Consider the following 16034-nt stretch of genomic DNA (forward strand, 5'->3'; position numbering starts at 1 on the left):
TATGAAAAAAACCCTTAAAGTACTAGCAACGGCAACTCTAGCATTCTCCATGTTCGCATCGGTAGCAATGGCTGATACAACTGTAACTCCTGTAACAACTTCCGCGACAACTACCGCGGCTGTGAAAACTTCTAAAGACTTCACAGATCTTGCTGGATTAGATACAGCAATGGCAACTAAAGTAGATGCTTTGCTTGCTAAAGGTTACATGGAAGGTAAAACAGATACAACTTTTGACATCACAGGTAACATGACGCGTGCAGAAGCAGCTAAGCTTGTTGCTAAAGTACTTGGATTGACAGTCGGGACTGAAACAACTTCTTCTTTCGCAGATGTTGACGGTACTGACGCTTCCATCGCTTGGTCAGTTCCTTTCATCGAAGCAGCTAAAAAAGCTGGAATCATTGATGGTATGACTGATACAACATTTGCACCAAAAGCTAACGTAACACTCGGTCAATTGGCTACAATGTTCGTTAAAGGTCTTGGTAAAGTAGCTGATGTTAAAGTGACAACTCCTTGGTACCAAGGGTACATGGATGTAGCAAAAGCAAACGGTGTTGACCTTGGAACTGACGGTTCCGTAGCGGCAACTCGTGCTGATCTAGTAAGTGGTTCTTATGCTGCTGATGTAGCGGTTCAATCGGCTCAAGCTGTAACTCTTGCAGATGTTAAAGCAACTGGCGCTAAGAAAATCACTGTAAGTTTTAACAAAGCTGTTGATACAAATAAAGCTATTATCTCAATTGCAAATGGTACTAATACTGTTAACACCAAGTCTGTTACTTTCTCTGACGATAAGAAAACTGCAATTGTTGAATTTCCTTTCGCTTTAGCTGCAGCTGATTATACTGTAACCGTAACTGGCTTAGGCAAAGATCTGACTGGTACAGCTAAAGTAGAAGCTGAGAAGGTTACTAAAATCAACTACAATTCTGACAAGGCGGTATTGGTTCGCGGCGATCTAACTCAAGTTAAAGTTGGTTACAAAGTATTTAACCAATACAATGAAGAGATCACTAGTTCCACGTCCCTAACTGCTACTACTAGCGCAGGAACAATTGTTGGTGGCAATGCTGTATCTGGTGGTACTATCACAATCGACAACGGTACAACTGAGTTCAAGACTAACGATCCAATCGCAGTGTCCTTGATTCACACTAACGGTACATTTGCGAGTGCAACTGTAAATGTTGGCGCTGTAGCAAATGTTTCTACAATTGAAATTAAATCCCAATATCAAAACAATACTACAAAATCAGATCTTCAAGCTGGTAATACTAATGTTGGCGAGTACAGCCTAGTACTTGAAGCTAAAGATCAATATGGTAATAGTCTAACTGACACAGGTGTTCTTGCATCTGACTTGCTCGTTACGGTTTCTAACACTGCAGTAGTTTCAGTGAATGGATACACGAACAACGCTGCAACTTTCAGCAACCTTACTATTGATGGTGCTAACAAAGCAGTACTTTTATTGTCAGGCGGTTTGACAGCTGGTACTTCTAATGTGACTCTTATCTCCAAGTCCACTGGTGCTAAATCCAGTTTCGACGTAGTAGTTAAGGATTCCGTTAAAGTTGACAACTTCACAATGACAGTTCCTGCATTGGCTGTTGCAGGTGAGGACACAGTAATTCCATTCACTGCGCTTGATCAATTTAACAAAGAAGTTGCACATCCGACAACTGGTTCCTTCACATCTGTAAACACTACAAGCGGATCAATCGTATTCGAGAAAGATGTAGTAGCTAACAAAACGAATATGAAACTACACAACCCAGCTAAAGGCACTGTAATCATCACCGTCGTTACTGAAACCAATAAAGTACAACAATTGACTGTTAACGTGGTAGATGCAAAAGTTCCTACTGTAATTTCAGCTACAAAAGACTTCAGCACATCAGTTCTGAAAACTGGTACTGTAGCAATTGCTAAAGCAAACGTAGTAGTTAAAGACCAATACGGTCGCGACATGACTCCTAACTGGGGTGATGGCACAGTAGCTGCTAACGCTGCTCCTGAGTATCGTGTAGTTGTTGAAACGGGTTCCGAAAGCAATGTTGGCTTATCTACTAACGTATATGTAGATGATACACAGTCAGTAGTACTAACTGGTGCAGCTAAAGGGTCCTCCACAATCACACTGAAACTTGAAAAAGCAACGGATACAGCAGCATTCGCTCCAGTCGCTAATAGCTCGTTCGCTTACTCACAAAATGTTGTTGAGAATGCTGACATCGCATCTTACGAAGCAACTGTAGGCGGCACTGTTTACAATGGCGGCGCTATTGGAACATACGGTAAAGAGCTAGTTGTAACAGGTGTTCTAGCTGACGGTTCCAAAGTAACTGTTCCTAACGCACAAGCTAACTACGATGTAATCAGCAGCGATACAGCTGTAGTTTACACTCGTGGCACAGATGAAGCGGTTGCTGGTAAAGTAACTGCAACTGGATTTACATTCAGTGGTACTGACACTTCTGCTGACTCCGTTGTAACTGTAGTTGTGAAAGGTGCAACAACTCAAAGCATCCCTGTGACAGTTAAAGTATCTAAAGCTGATCCTTCAATTCAAACACTGTCTTTGAAAGATACTTTCGCAGCAATTAATGGTGAAGTTAAGAAAGAATCTGACGGTGTGATCTCGGCACTTGCTAATGATGTTAATACTATGGCTAAAATGGAAACAGCAGTAGAAGGTATCGTTAAGTCAGTTGACCAATATGGTGTAGAGGTCAGCGAAGACTTTGCACAAGCTAACATTATTGTGTCCAATCTAACTGTTGCTAACACTACAAAAGATCTTGCTCATGTTGCAACTGGAGATTCCTTCAACGTAACTGCAATTATTGGATCCAAAGTTATATCCTTCAAAGTTATCGTTAAGTAATTGACGTAACAAAAAGAGAAGTCGAGATATCCCTCTCGGCTTCTTTTTTTGCACAAGTGGCAATGGAAAATACTTAGCAATGAATTATATTACACTCAATTGTATACTGAGAGTATAGCAAAGAGAGCGAAAAGATATACAGCAAATAATTATTCGAGTAATCGCAACTTTTATTGATATGTTGCGTTTAATACTTTGAGAGTATCCCAAGCAAGATTTGTTAATGGTTTGCTCAAAAATAAATCTTTACGGTTATTCATGAGCAATGTATAATGTAAATTGGTCTAGCTGAAGTATTTTCATTCAAAGTTTACTAGTTTCAAATGTGGCTACCAAGACCACAAGCGAACCTTAGTTATATTATGCTCTAACTCTGGAGAGGGGGTGAACAATAAGATGAGTGAATTGAGCTCAAATAAAGAAATGCCTAACTTAAAAAATAAAACTCACGATATTCAAGGAGGAGAAAAAAAGGTTATGAAAAAAAGTTTAAAAGTACTAGCATCCGCTACTCTAGCGTTCTCATTGTTTGCATCGGTGGCAATGGCTGACACAACACCAGTTGCTCCAACAGCAGCAACAACAGCAGCAACAGTTAAAACTGCAGCAGACTTCACAGATTTGGCAAGTGCAACACCAGCACAAATAGTTGCAATCAACGCTTTGCTTGCAAAAGGTTACATGGATGGTAAAACAGATACAACTTTTGATATCACTGGTAACATGACTCGTGCAGAAGCAGCTAAACTTGTTGCTAAAATCTTTGGTCTTACGGTTGGTACTGAAACAACTTCTTCTTTCAAAGATGTTGACGGTACTGATGCTTCCATCGCTTGGTCAATTCCTTTCATCGAAGCAGCTAAAAAAGCTGGCATCATCGATGGTATGACTGACACTACTTTCGCTCCAAAAGATAACGTAACAATTGGTCAACTAGCAACATTGCTTGTTAAAGGCTTTGGTAAAGGTGCTACTGTTCCTGTAACTACACCTTGGTACGATGGTTACCTAGCAGTTGTTAAAGCAGCAGGTATCGACCTAGGTACTGACGGCGCTAAACTTGCTACTCGTGCTGATCTTGTTGTTGGTTCATACGCTGCTGATCAAGCGATTCAAGCTACTCAAACTGTAACTGCGGACGTTAAAGCAACTGGCGCTAAGAAAATCACAGTTACTTTCAACAAAGCAGTTGATTCAAGCAAAGCTGTTATCGCAGTTAAGAACGGTACTAACGCTGTTAATACTAAATCAGTTACATTCTCCGAAGACAAGAAAACTGCAGTTATTGAATTTCCTTTCGCTTTAGCTGCAGCTGATTACACTGTAACCGTAACTGGCCTAGGCGCAGAACTGACTGGCACTGCTAAAGTAGAAGCTGAGAAAGTTACTAAAATCACCTTTAATTCTGACAAGGCGGTATTGGTTCGCGACGATCTAACTCAAGTTAAAGTTGGTTACAAAGTATTTAACCAATACAATGAAGAGATCACTAGTTCCACGTCCCTAACTGCTACTACTAGCGCAGGAACAATTGTTGGTGGTAATGCTGTATCTGGTGGTACTATCACAATCGACAACGGTACAACTGATTTCAAGATTACCGATCCAATCGCAGTGTCCTTGATTCACACTAACGGTACATTTGCGAGTGCATCTGTAAGCGTCGGAGCTGTAGCAAATGTTTCTGCAATTGAAATCAAATCTCAATATCAAAGCACTACTACAAAAACAGATCTTCAAGCTGGTAATACTAATGTTGGCGAGTATAGCCTAGTACTTGAAGCTAAAGATCAATATGGTAATAGTCTAACTGACACAGGTGTTCTTGCATCTGACTTGCTCGTTACGGTTTCCAACACTGCAGTAGTTTCAGTGAATGGATACACGAACAACGCTGCAACTTTCAACAACCTTACTATTGATGGTGCTAACAAAGCAGTACTATTATTGTCAGGCGGTTTGACAGCTGGTACTTCTAATGTGACTCTTATCTCCAAGTCCACTGGTGCTAAATCCAGTTTCGACGTAGTAGTTAAGGATTCCGTTAAAGTTGATAACTTCACAATGACAGTTCCTGCTTTGGCTGTAGCAGCTGAGGACACAGTAATTCCATTCACTGCACTTGATCAATTTAACAAAGAAGTTGCACATCCGACACTTGGTTCCTTTACTTCTGTAAACCCAACAAGTGGTACAGTTGTATTCGAGAAAGACGTAGTAGCTAACAAAACGAACATGAAGCTTCGCGGCGCTGCTAAGGGTACTGTAATCATCACCGTTGTTACTAAGACTAACAAAGTACACCAATTAACAGTTAACGTGGTAGATGCTAAAGTTCCAACTGTAATTTCAGCTACTAAAGACTTCAGCACATCAGTTCTGAAAACGGGTACTGTAGCAATTGATAAAGCAAAAGTAGTAGTTAAAGACCAATACGGTCGCGACATGACTCCTAACTGGGGTGATGGCCTTTCAGTTGCTAGCGCTGCTCCTGAGTATCGTGTAGTTGTTGAAACTGGTTCCGCAAGCAATGTTAGCGTATCTACTAACGTATATGTAAATGATACGCAGTCAGTAGTACTGACTGGTGCAGCTAAAGGGTCCTCCACAATCACATTGAAACTTGAAAAAGCAACGGATACTGCAGCATTCGCTCCAGTCGCTAATAGCTCGTTCACTTACTCACAAAATGTTGTTGAGAATGCTGACATCGCATCTTACGAAGCAACTGTAGGCGGCACTGTTTACAATGGCGGCGCTATTGGAACATACGGTAAAGAGCTAGTTGTAACAGGTGTTCTAGCTGACGGTTCCAAAGTAACTGTTCCTAACGCACAAGCTAACTACGATGTAATCAGCAGTAATGGAGCTGTAGGATACACTCGTGGTTCGGATCAAGCAGCTGCTGGTAAAGTAACTGCAACTGGCTTTACTTTCAGTGGCACAGACACATCTGCTGACGCTATTGTAACTGTTGTTGTGAAAGGTGCAACTACTCAAACTATCCCTGTAACTGTTAAAGTATCCAAAGCAACCCCTTCAATTGAAACATTGTCTTTGAAAGATACTTTCGCAGCTACTGCTGGTGAAGCTAAGAAAGAATCTGATGGCGTTATCTCTGCTCTTGCAGCTGATGTTAACACTATCGGTGAGTTGGAAGCAGTAGTAGAAGGCATTGTTAAATCTGTAGACCAATATGGTGTAGAGATCACTGAAGACTTTGCTCTAGATAACATTATCGTTTCCAACCTTACTGTTGCTGACACTGTTAAGGATCAAGCTCACGTTGCAACTGGAGACACTTTCAACGTAACTGCAATCATTGGTTCCAAAGTTATTACCTTCAAAGTTATTGTTAAGTAATTAACACAACTATGAGAGAAGTCGAGACATCCGTCTCGGCTTCTTTTTTATTCTGAACCTAGTGAGTTGCTTGATTCTATTAAAAATGGTAATTAAAAGTTGATTGGTTTACTATAAAGATCAAAGATATATAAAAAGGAGAGAATTCATGAAAATCAGACTATTCCTAACAGCAATCTTACTAACATTTCTATTAAGTACTTTCATCTCGACTTCCCAAGCCGAAGCCCCATCACCAGGCACAACCGACCCAGTAATCACGCAAAGCTACTTCGAGCAAAACACCTTAAGCGAAGCCAAGGTGAAGGAGATCGTGGCCTCCGCAATCGCAGCTGCTGCTGGAAGCAACGGAGGCACGAGTATTACACCTACGCCAGCGGTGAGTATGAAGGTTGTCCAATTGCTTAGTGGACAAACTTTGTACGCCGGAGCTGGCGCTGAATTTATCGTGCGAACCGGCCGTGTGCTTGCGGTGAGCAACGATGAGAACGGCATCCCGGATGTAACGGGAGGCAAAGATTTGGCAGCGGGTACGGAAGTGGCGCAAAATCATCTTTTGATTTTCCCAGCGGAGGGCCGAGGAATTAAGCCTTCGCCGAAGAATGACACATCCATTTATGTCATGGTGCGTGGTGGATATTTGATTTTGAATGCAGACGGTAGTAAGGTCTCGCCATAATAAATGTCTACTCCATAATTTTACCCAATCTGACAACTTCTTATGCGTGTTGCCTTAATGATTCTAGCCATACTAATCATTGTACCCAGCAGAGAGGTAGCTGCTTATCGAGTGCATGATCACAACTTAAACTCTGAGGAGGCGTTTGGTTATGGCTAGAAGTAAAGTGGTTCCAGAATCGAAGAAGGCATTGGATATTCTCAAGTATGAAATTGCTGCAGAATTGGGCCTGCCAGTAGGGAAACAGATGTCGCTGAATGCTGACACGGAGTTCGCGACGGAGTTAGGTTCTATCCAAGCTTCATCGATGAAAGAGGATTATTGGGGACATATTACGTCGAGAGACGCGGGGGCCGTAGGCGGACGGATCACAGCGCGTTTAATCCAGCGCGCGGAGGAAACACTGTTCAGTCTTTAATTGAATTTCCGCATTTATATCCTTTATAAAAGAATGCTTTGATGAATTGACACTAGACGACAAATGAAGTAAGATAACTAATTGAAGGTCAATCTTTCATTTAACCTTTTCCTATCGGAAAAGGTTCATTTTATTTGCGGAATTCATTAATCCTTACAGCGCATGAGCGCAAAAGAGGGATTCCGTTTGGCGTGAAAAGCTGCCGCTAAAGCCGGGCCCGATTTTTTTATCATAAAGTGGCATCGTGTAAAAGCTTTTCAAACATACTAATGATTAAGTAGGGGGATGAATGATATGGCGCAAGTACGTGGACGTCGTTTATTTACATCCGAATCCGTAACAGAAGGTCATCCAGATAAAATTTGTGACCAAATTTCTGACGCGGTATTGGATGCATTTCTTGCTAATGATCCGAATGCTCGTGTAGCATGTGAGGTCTCTGTAGCAACTGGTTTAGTATTGGTAATCGGTGAGATTACTTCAAGTTCTGAATACGTGGATATTCAAGCCATCGCAAGAAAAACCATCAAGGAAATTGGTTACACACGTGCGAAGTACGGTTTTGACTCCCAAACTTGTGCGGTTCTTGTTTCTTTGAATGAACAATCTCCTGACATTGCACAAGGTGTTAATAGAGCCCTTGAAGCAAGAGAAGGTTCCATGTCCGATGAAGAAATCGAAGCAATTGGTGCTGGTGACCAAGGCTTGATGTTTGGATTCGCAGTTAATGAAACGCCTGAGCTTATGCCTCTTCCAATCTCGATTTCTCACCAATTGGCTCGTCGTTTGACAGAAGTACGTAAGAATGGAACTCTTCCATACCTGCGTCCAGATGGTAAAACACAAGTTACAGTTGAGTATATCGACGATAAGCCAGTTCGTGTAGATGCGATCGTTGTATCCACACAGCACGATGAGAATACAACTTTGGAGCAAATCCAAAGTGACATTAAAGAACACGTTATTAACCCGATCGTTCCAGCGCATTTATTGGATGAGAACACGAACTATTTCATTAACCCAACAGGCCGTTTTGTTATCGGCGGACCTCAAGGCGATGCTGGTTTGACGGGTCGTAAAATTATCGTTGATACGTACGGTGGCTATGCTCGTCATGGCGGCGGCGCATTCTCCGGTAAGGATCCGACAAAAGTTGACCGTTCCGGTGCCTACGCGGCGCGTTATGTTGCGAAGAACATTGTAGCAGCTGGTCTTGCTGAGAAATGTGAAGTTCAATTGGCTTATGCGATTGGGGTTGCACGTCCAGTGTCCATTGCTATTGATACATTTGGAACGGCTAAAGTGAGTGAAGAGAAGCTTGTTGAGCTAATTCACACAAACTTTGACCTTCGCCCAGCTGGTATCATTAGAGAGCTTGATCTTCGTCGACCGATCTACCGTCAAACAGCGGCTTATGGCCACTTCGGCCGTAACGATCTAGATGTTCCTTGGGAGCGTACAGATAAAGCGGAAACTTTGAAAGCACAAGCTCTAGAGCTTAAGCATTAAGATATAGAGATGCCGTCCTTTGTGGGCGGCTTTTTCTTTGTATATTCGTTAACTAAAGTAAATATAGTCGTTTTCTTTTGCTAACAATTATGGTAGTATATGTATATGTCATCTGATGCTAATTCATAGGGAATTATGTTATGATAAGAACATGATAAGTTCTGCGGAAGTATACGAAGGGAGAGCGATATTTTGGATAACGATTTGAAGGAATCACTTACCAGTATAATTAGAGCAGAATTATCACCAGTTATTGAAAGATTAGATGGTATAGACTCTCGATTGGATAGGCTCGAGTTCGAACAATCACAAATCAAACAAGCCGTGCTAGAAACCAATGAGATCGTGAAGCGGTTGGAAGTTGTTCAAGAACAACAACATCGAATCATTGAGCTGCTCTCAGCGCGTTCAATTGAACAAGAAGCAAAATTAAAGCAAATAATTTAATTGTATGTTATAGATCCCACGCATCTCAAGCAGAGAGCAGACCCAGGTAGGGTTATGCTCTCTTTTGGTTTGGGTTCTTATTTGTGTGTCTCTACGGCATATGAATACAACATGGAGAATATCGTAACTTTTTCCATAGTTTAAGAGTCTATATAATTATCGATTAAATAATAGATACTAGAATTAGATATAAAAGAGGAGTGGAACAACAACATGAAGGTACAGAGGCAAGTAGGAGTAGCTGCGCTAGCTTGCGCCATGATGTGGCAGTTGGTGTCAGGTACAACAGTGAACGCGGCGGGCACGAAGTTGACGCTGAGCTCGCAGGAGACGATAACATCGGGTGCAATTATGAAGAATTACGTATGGACTACAACAAGGAGCAATAAAGAAGTATCGGTGAATGCCAATGTGATCGAGGTTGATCTGACCAACCCGAACGTGAAGATAGACGCAATGGCGGGGACGAAGAACCAGTTCACGAAGAACCAGAGCGTGCTTGGCATGGTGAAGGATACGGGTGCTGTGGCAGGGGTAAATGGTGACTTCTATAACACACAAGCTGAAGGGGTGCCGGAAGGTGCACAGATTACCAATGGTCAGGTGATGGCGACGCCTGCGAAGATTTCGGGTTTATACTCTTTTGCCATTACGAAAACGAATCAGCCGATTATTGATATTTTCGATTTTCAGGGTAAGGTTACGGCGAAAGATGGCACTTCATTCGAGCTTGGCGGCGTGAACAAAACGTTCTACTGGGACGATAATGACGTACCGATGATTGCGGATGGCCTCTTCCTTTATACAAGTGCTTGGGCGATGACGCAGCGTGCTGTAGATGGCACACACGTACCAACTGAGGCACTCATCCAGAATGATATCGTCAAGGAGATTCAGATCGATACGAATGTGAAAATGATGGCTCCTGCGGATGGATATATCCTAAGAGGCTCCGGTTTGGCTAGAGAGTTTATTGTCAAGCATCTCAAGGTTGGGGATAAAATCACGACGAAATATGACATGATTCCACACGATGCGTCCAAGACTTATGATTGGAAAAACTTCAAAATGCTCATTGGCGGCAGCACGTTGCTGGTAGATGAGGCGAAGCCGAGCTATTTTACGCGGAATATTAATGATTTTCAAGGATATAGTCCACTTTCACGGACAGCAGTTGGTTACTCCCAGGATTTGAAGAAGGCCTATATCATAACATCTGATCGAAGCGGCGATAGTACTGGAATGACGCTCCCTGAATTGCAGCAATTCATGATTGATGCGGGTGTCTGGAGGGGAATGGTACTCGATGGCGGTGGATCGACACAGATGGTGTCTAGGCCGCTAGGAGATGTGGATCCGAAGCTGTGGAACAAAACGCAGAATGGCAATCAACGTGCCGTTGTAAATGGATTGGGCGTGTATTCGACAGCGCCGAAGGGTGAGTTGAAAGGTCTTATTTTAAAAGGACAATCCTTATTATTCATGAATGAATCCAGCACTTATCAATTTAAAGCTTATGATGATTATTATAATCCGATTGCAACAACAGGCATTGTTCCACAATGGAGCAGCACGATGGCCAATGGCTCGTTCAAAGATAATGTTTATACACCGATTATGCCTGGGAAAACGCAGATTGTCGCTCAATCAGGTAAAGGATCTGCAAGTATGGATGTCGAAGTTGTCGGGCGTGATCAGATTACGTCGATGACTTTTAGCTCGGGGGCTTTCTCATTATCAGAGGGCGGCGATTTCAAGCTTCCAATTACCGTTACAACACGAAGTGGAGCAACGCGAGAATTACCCGCGGCATCTGCTGCATGGGAGCTTAGTGGGGTTAAGGGGACGATTACGGGCGGCGTGCTGCACGTAGATAGTACGGCAGGGGCGCAAACGGCTCAGGTCATTGCACGATACGATGGGTATAGTACAATGGTCACACTACCCGTAGGGCAGGAGAAAGTATGGTATGACTTAGATAAATTTGCTGTCATGACAACAGGGGATAAATTTCCGGCTGAAGTTGTTTCTACAGTCAATATTGCACAAAACAATGGAAATAAGAACTTGGAGATCGCCTATGACTTCTCAAAAGGACTGGGTACCAAAGCAGCTTATGCGAAGTTTAATAATGGGAATGGTGCGCCAATAGAGGGTGAACCTGAATTTATTACCGCTAAAGTCCTAGGGGATGGCAGTTTCAATTGGGTTCGCGCAGAAGTTGTCGATGCGAATGGCAAGTCGAATTTAGTGAGTTTTACAGAAAATATGAACTGGACAGGCTGGCGGAAGGTTACAGCGGATGTGTCTGGTCTGAAGGCTCCCCTTATCGTGAAAAGCATTTATGTCGCAAATCCAGCGAACGGACAGGATGAAAGAGCCGCTAAAGGGAAAATTAATATTGACGATATTTCATTTATTTATAAAGGACAACTGCCAGCATTACCGAAAAATGCAATAAAACTTACCGTAAATAATAAGCAAGCAAGCTTAAACAGTAAACCGATGACTTTGGAGCAAGCACCGACGATCGTGAAGGATAATACCTTGGTTCCGATTCGTTTCGTCACAGAGGCATTGGGTGGAACGGTGAAGTGGGATGACAAAGAACGTAAGGTAACTGTCATGCGTGGTGATAAGCTTATTGACTTGTGGATTGATCAAACGGATCTGCTTGTAAATGGGGTGCGAGTCACAGCAGAGGTATCACCAACGATCATGAATAATGTGACTATGGTCCCATTACGGCTCGTTTCTGAGAAATTAGGCTTTAAAGTAGGCTGGGATCCCCAGAATTACGGAATTTCTATTGAATAAATAGTACTAGAAGTACACGGCAAACGGGAAGAACTATGCTACAATATGGGGTAGACAACTTACTACTATAAGGTTTTATTAAAGGAGCTCGTTTCATGTGCAACCAGACGCTATAGACCAGGTCATTACCAACGCCATTAACGTCATGGAGAGCAGCAAGTATCAATTGTTTGAGATTGCTCAGTCATCACGCTTTGAGAAAGAATCACTTGCTCGGGAGCTGAATGACATTAAGCATGAGACGGGTGTCACGATTGATCTCGTGGATATGTTAGAGAAAGAATACAAGAGGTCGCGGATCCGACTCACTGAGGTTAGTCGTGATTTCAACAAGTATCGTGAAGAAGATATCAAGATTGCTTATGAAGCCGCTATCGCTTTTCAATTACAGCTAACCGTTGCGCGGGAAAAAGAGAATAATCTCAAGATCCGTCGCAATGACCTGCAGGTTCGCATGAAAAATGTGGACAAGCAGGTAGAACGCGCTGAGACCATAGTCTCTCAGATGAATGTTGCATTGGAATACTTATCAGGGGATCTCAATCAATTAACACGAATACTCGAGTCTGCTAAGAATCGACAACTGCTGGGGTTGAAAATCATTTTGGCCCAGGAGGAAGAACGCAAACGAATCGCACGTGAAATTCATGATGGCATGGCTCAAACCTTGGCGAACGTCGTGCTTCGGACTGAAATTGCCCAACGCATGCTTGTGAAGGAAGATATTTCGGCTGTGAAGGATGAGTTAGTCGATTTGAAGGGACAAGTCAGAAATGGCCTTGAAGAGGTTCGCAAAATTATCTTCAACCTTCGGCCAATGGCGCTCGATGATCTGGGGATTGTACCTACTTTACGGAAATATGTGCAGGATTTCGAAGACAAATATCGAGTTCACACACAATTTAACTTGGTTGGGAAAGAAACTCGCATACCTTCCGGGCTAGAAATTGCGGTTTTCCGATTGGTGCAGGAAGCTTTATCGAATGTATACAAGCATGCCAGAGCCACCTTCGTATCTGTTGAACTCACATTAGAACCAGATCAAGTACAAATCTACGTTGTAGATAACGGAATTGGCTTTAATGTGCCTCTGACAGAACTAAGAATAGCCAAGGGGAATAACTTTGGTTTACTGGGAATGCGAGAGCGTGTGGAGCTGCTAGAGGGTACTATGGTTCTGGAGTCCGAGAAAGATTCAGGAACGAAAATTACGATGCTTATCCCTATCGGCGGCGTTGGAGAGAACAAGGAGGAAAATCAGAATGGACAACACGGCGAGTCATAAACGCAATGTGCATATCGTCATTGCAGACGATCATCAGCTTTTTCGTGAAGGTGTTAAACGAATTATTAATATGGAAGATGATATGGAAGTTATCGGTGAGTGCGGCGATGGCATTCAAGTCATTGAACTGTGTAATCAAATTACGCCGGATATTGTGCTCATGGACATTAATATGCCCCTTGAGAATGGTGTAATTGCAACAGAACGATTGAAACTGATCTTCCCGGATATTAAAGTTATCATTCTCTCTATTCATGATGATGAAAGCTATGTGTTTGAGACGCTTCGTAAAGGGGCTTCAGGCTACCTGCTGAAGGATATGGAAGCAGAGTCGCTGATTAATGCGATTCGTTCTGTTGTTGCAGGACATGCCTACATTCACCCTAAAGTGACGGGTAAACTTATTAATCAATTAAGACGTATGACATATCTGGACGACGTTGGTGTGGTTGGAACAGGCACAGGCGTTAAGGATTCCGGTCTGAAATACATACATAATGCGAACAGCCCATTGACCAAAAGGGAAGCAGAAGTGCTACGTCTTATGGCGGAGGGCAAAAGCAATAAGCTGATTGGCGAATTCCTGTATATCAGTGAGAAAACGGTTAAAAACCATGTAAGTAGTATTCTTCAAAAAATGGAAGTCGATGACCGTACACAAGCGGTAATTATTGCAATCAAAAATGGTTGGGTAACGCTGTAATTCACGCTACTCCCATTCTGTGCCACTAGGAACCCCCCTTTGCTCTGCCGCATACACTGCAGGTAAGGGAGGGACCCGCTATGTGGATTGGATTGCTTTGTATCTTCGGTTGCTATGGCGTGAGCATTCTCATGCTGCATCTCTTACTGGGTGCCCGGAAGGGGACTAAGAAGAAACCGACAGCTATTTTACTTGTTACCAAAAATAATCAAAATCAGATTGAGTGGGTTATTCGCTCGTTATTTTTCTTTTCGCGTATAAAAGGCAACCAGGTCAGAGCAACAATCATCGATGAGGGTTCGTCCGACGATACGAGAGTGATCATTGAGCGTTTATCCCAAACGTATGCGTTAGAGCTGCGTTATCAGTCCGATTATGATGCTGTCGATCGTTTTCTAAGTCAGCACGACGAAGATCCGGTTGTACTTGTACACCTCAGTAATAGGGAGGAACTTGTGAAGATACCTGTTATCTGACGGTAAACGATTTCAAATACGTATGTAATAGGAAGAGAGTACGGTGAGGAGTCAACTGCTCATGACTGAAGTCACGAGCTTGTAACTGCCCGGAAGTGAGAACGGCGACAAGCCTCCTTCCTTAGAGTGGCGTTACGATAGGCAGGCTGACCTCTGCCCGGCTGTTTAGGTATACCTAAACAGCCACTTCAGCGATGTACTCCATTCCAATGCGCTGAAGATTCATTGCTCCAATCCGATCATCATTGGAGCTGTAATTGCACTTCTGACAACAAAAATGATGCTTCTTCTTGTTGCGGTTTCCTTTGTCCGTATGCAGACACTTGGGGCACATCTGTGATGTATATCGCGGATTAACGGCAATAACTTTAGCGCCTGACCGAATCGCTTTGTACTCGATCATTCGGCGAAGCTGGTAGAACGACCAGGATACTGTCTCGTATCGATCTCGAATGTGAACTCGCTCAGTCGCTTGGCGAATGCCTGTTAAATCTTCGATAACAAATAAAGTATGTGCTCCGTAACGGTGGACGAGTGCCTTCGATATCCGATGATTCACATCGGTCATATAACGGTTTTCTCGTTGTCCGATTCGTTTGAGGGTTCTGCGGGCGGAAGCCGTTCCGACCTGCCCTAGTCGCTTTCGTAATTGCTTATATCCAGAACGTTTATCTTTGATTCGCCTACCATCAAAGAACGTGCATGCTCCTTGGGAATCGTAGCTGGCGGCGATAAAGTTGATACCCATATCCACGCCAACGACCTTATCGATTTCATGCAGAGCCGGTTCTGTCACTTCTTTGGTCATGGGGATATGCAAAAAGAACTTCCCGCCCTTAAAGACCAGCTTTGCCGTGCCGAATGTCCAGGTTCCATCAAGGAAGTGTTCCATGCCTTTGCTTTCGAACGGTACCTTGATTCTCCCGGACAAGGTATTAATTGAAAACATCATCTTGGTAAGAGAATAATCGCGGTTCCAGACAAGATCAAATTCAGGCTTCTTAAATCGCACGAAAGTCCAAGGATGTCCATTGCTGCGAAGGGACTTGTAGCGTGCAATGACTGTCTTCATGACCGATTGTGCCATTTGTGACCGTAGAGAAAACATTGCACGAAGCTCGCGATACGCAAGTAGATGCAGCTTCTGAATATGGAGTTCCTTCGTATCGAAAACCAATTGTGATGTAAAATTGCAGGCCACACGATAGGCATGCAGCGTCTGGTGCAAACATTCCCTTTGCTCTGGAGCAGGTGCAATTTTTACTTTGGCAGTCAGAGTCAACTTCAACAAGATCACCCGTCTTTGTGGTTTGAAGAGTACATTTGGATTATACCAAACGCTAGTTCGTATTTAAAGAGAAAGTTAACCATTCTATTTTTCGAAGGGAGGAAGCAAGGATATTCACGATCATTCATTGGGAGGGAAAAATACGTAATTCCTCTC

General features: G+C 43.0%; 11 protein-coding genes. 10 read left to right on the top strand and 1 reads right to left on the bottom strand.

Annotation, left to right across the window (positions count from 1 at the left end; all coding sequences use genetic code 11):
• Window position 1: 1 nt before the first annotated feature.
• The 10 genes from AC58PQ_RS16805 to AC58PQ_RS16850 all read left to right on the top strand — a co-directional run bounded on the left by AC58PQ_RS16805 (window position 2) and on the right by AC58PQ_RS16850 (window position 14590).
• Window positions 2-2893 carry an S-layer homology domain-containing protein gene (locus tag AC58PQ_RS16805; protein ID WP_497243399.1) on the top strand — a complete coding sequence of 964 codons (2892 nt, stop codon included), beginning with the start codon at window positions 2-4 and terminating at the stop codon, window positions 2891-2893.
• A 396-nt stretch (window positions 2894-3289) separates the two neighbouring features.
• Window positions 3290-6256 carry an S-layer homology domain-containing protein gene (locus AC58PQ_RS16810; protein WP_497243401.1) on the top strand — a complete coding sequence of 989 codons (2967 nt, stop codon included), beginning with the start codon at window positions 3290-3292 and terminating at the stop codon, window positions 6254-6256.
• Between the two features lie 148 nt (window positions 6257-6404).
• Complete coding sequence (locus tag AC58PQ_RS16815; protein WP_497243403.1) at window positions 6405-6935, top strand: hypothetical protein; 531 nt, start codon at window positions 6405-6407, stop codon at window positions 6933-6935.
• A gap of 151 nt (window positions 6936-7086) precedes the next feature.
• A complete protein-coding gene (locus AC58PQ_RS16820) occupies window positions 7087-7353 on the top strand; it encodes an alpha/beta-type small acid-soluble spore protein (protein WP_497243405.1) in 267 nt (88 codons plus the stop codon).
• A 294-nt stretch (window positions 7354-7647) separates the two neighbouring features.
• Window positions 7648-8862, top strand: a complete 1215-nt coding sequence (gene metK / locus AC58PQ_RS16825) for a methionine adenosyltransferase (protein WP_497243407.1) — start codon at window positions 7648-7650, stop codon at window positions 8860-8862.
• Between the two features lie 192 nt (window positions 8863-9054).
• Complete coding sequence (locus AC58PQ_RS16830; protein ID WP_497243409.1) at window positions 9055-9309, top strand: hypothetical protein; 255 nt, start codon at window positions 9055-9057, stop codon at window positions 9307-9309.
• A gap of 213 nt (window positions 9310-9522) precedes the next feature.
• Window positions 9523-12126, top strand: a complete 2604-nt coding sequence (locus tag AC58PQ_RS16835; RefSeq protein ID WP_497243411.1) for a stalk domain-containing protein — start codon at window positions 9523-9525, stop codon at window positions 12124-12126.
• Between the two features lie 97 nt (window positions 12127-12223).
• Window positions 12224-13411, top strand: coding sequence for a sensor histidine kinase (locus tag AC58PQ_RS16840; RefSeq protein ID WP_497243413.1), 1188 nt, complete (start codon window positions 12224-12226; stop codon window positions 13409-13411).
• On the top strand, window positions 13389-14114 hold the full coding sequence (locus tag AC58PQ_RS16845) for a response regulator (RefSeq protein ID WP_056611570.1): 726 nt from the start codon (window positions 13389-13391) through the stop codon (window positions 14112-14114). The genes AC58PQ_RS16840 and AC58PQ_RS16845 overlap by 23 nt, the downstream gene beginning before the upstream one ends.
• 80 nt (window positions 14115-14194) lie before the next feature.
• Complete coding sequence (locus AC58PQ_RS16850; protein ID WP_497243415.1) at window positions 14195-14590, top strand: hypothetical protein; 396 nt, start codon at window positions 14195-14197, stop codon at window positions 14588-14590.
• A 175-nt stretch (window positions 14591-14765) separates the two neighbouring features.
• Here AC58PQ_RS16850 and AC58PQ_RS16855 read toward each other — a convergent pair whose 3' ends face one another.
• On the bottom strand, window positions 14766-15878 hold the full coding sequence (locus AC58PQ_RS16855; protein ID WP_497243526.1) for an RNA-guided endonuclease TnpB family protein: 1113 nt from the start codon (window positions 15876-15878) through the stop codon (window positions 14766-14768).
• Window positions 15879-16034: the final 156 nt, after the last annotated feature.

The sequence above is a fragment of the Paenibacillus sp. J22P143 genome (assembly GCF_059692035.1).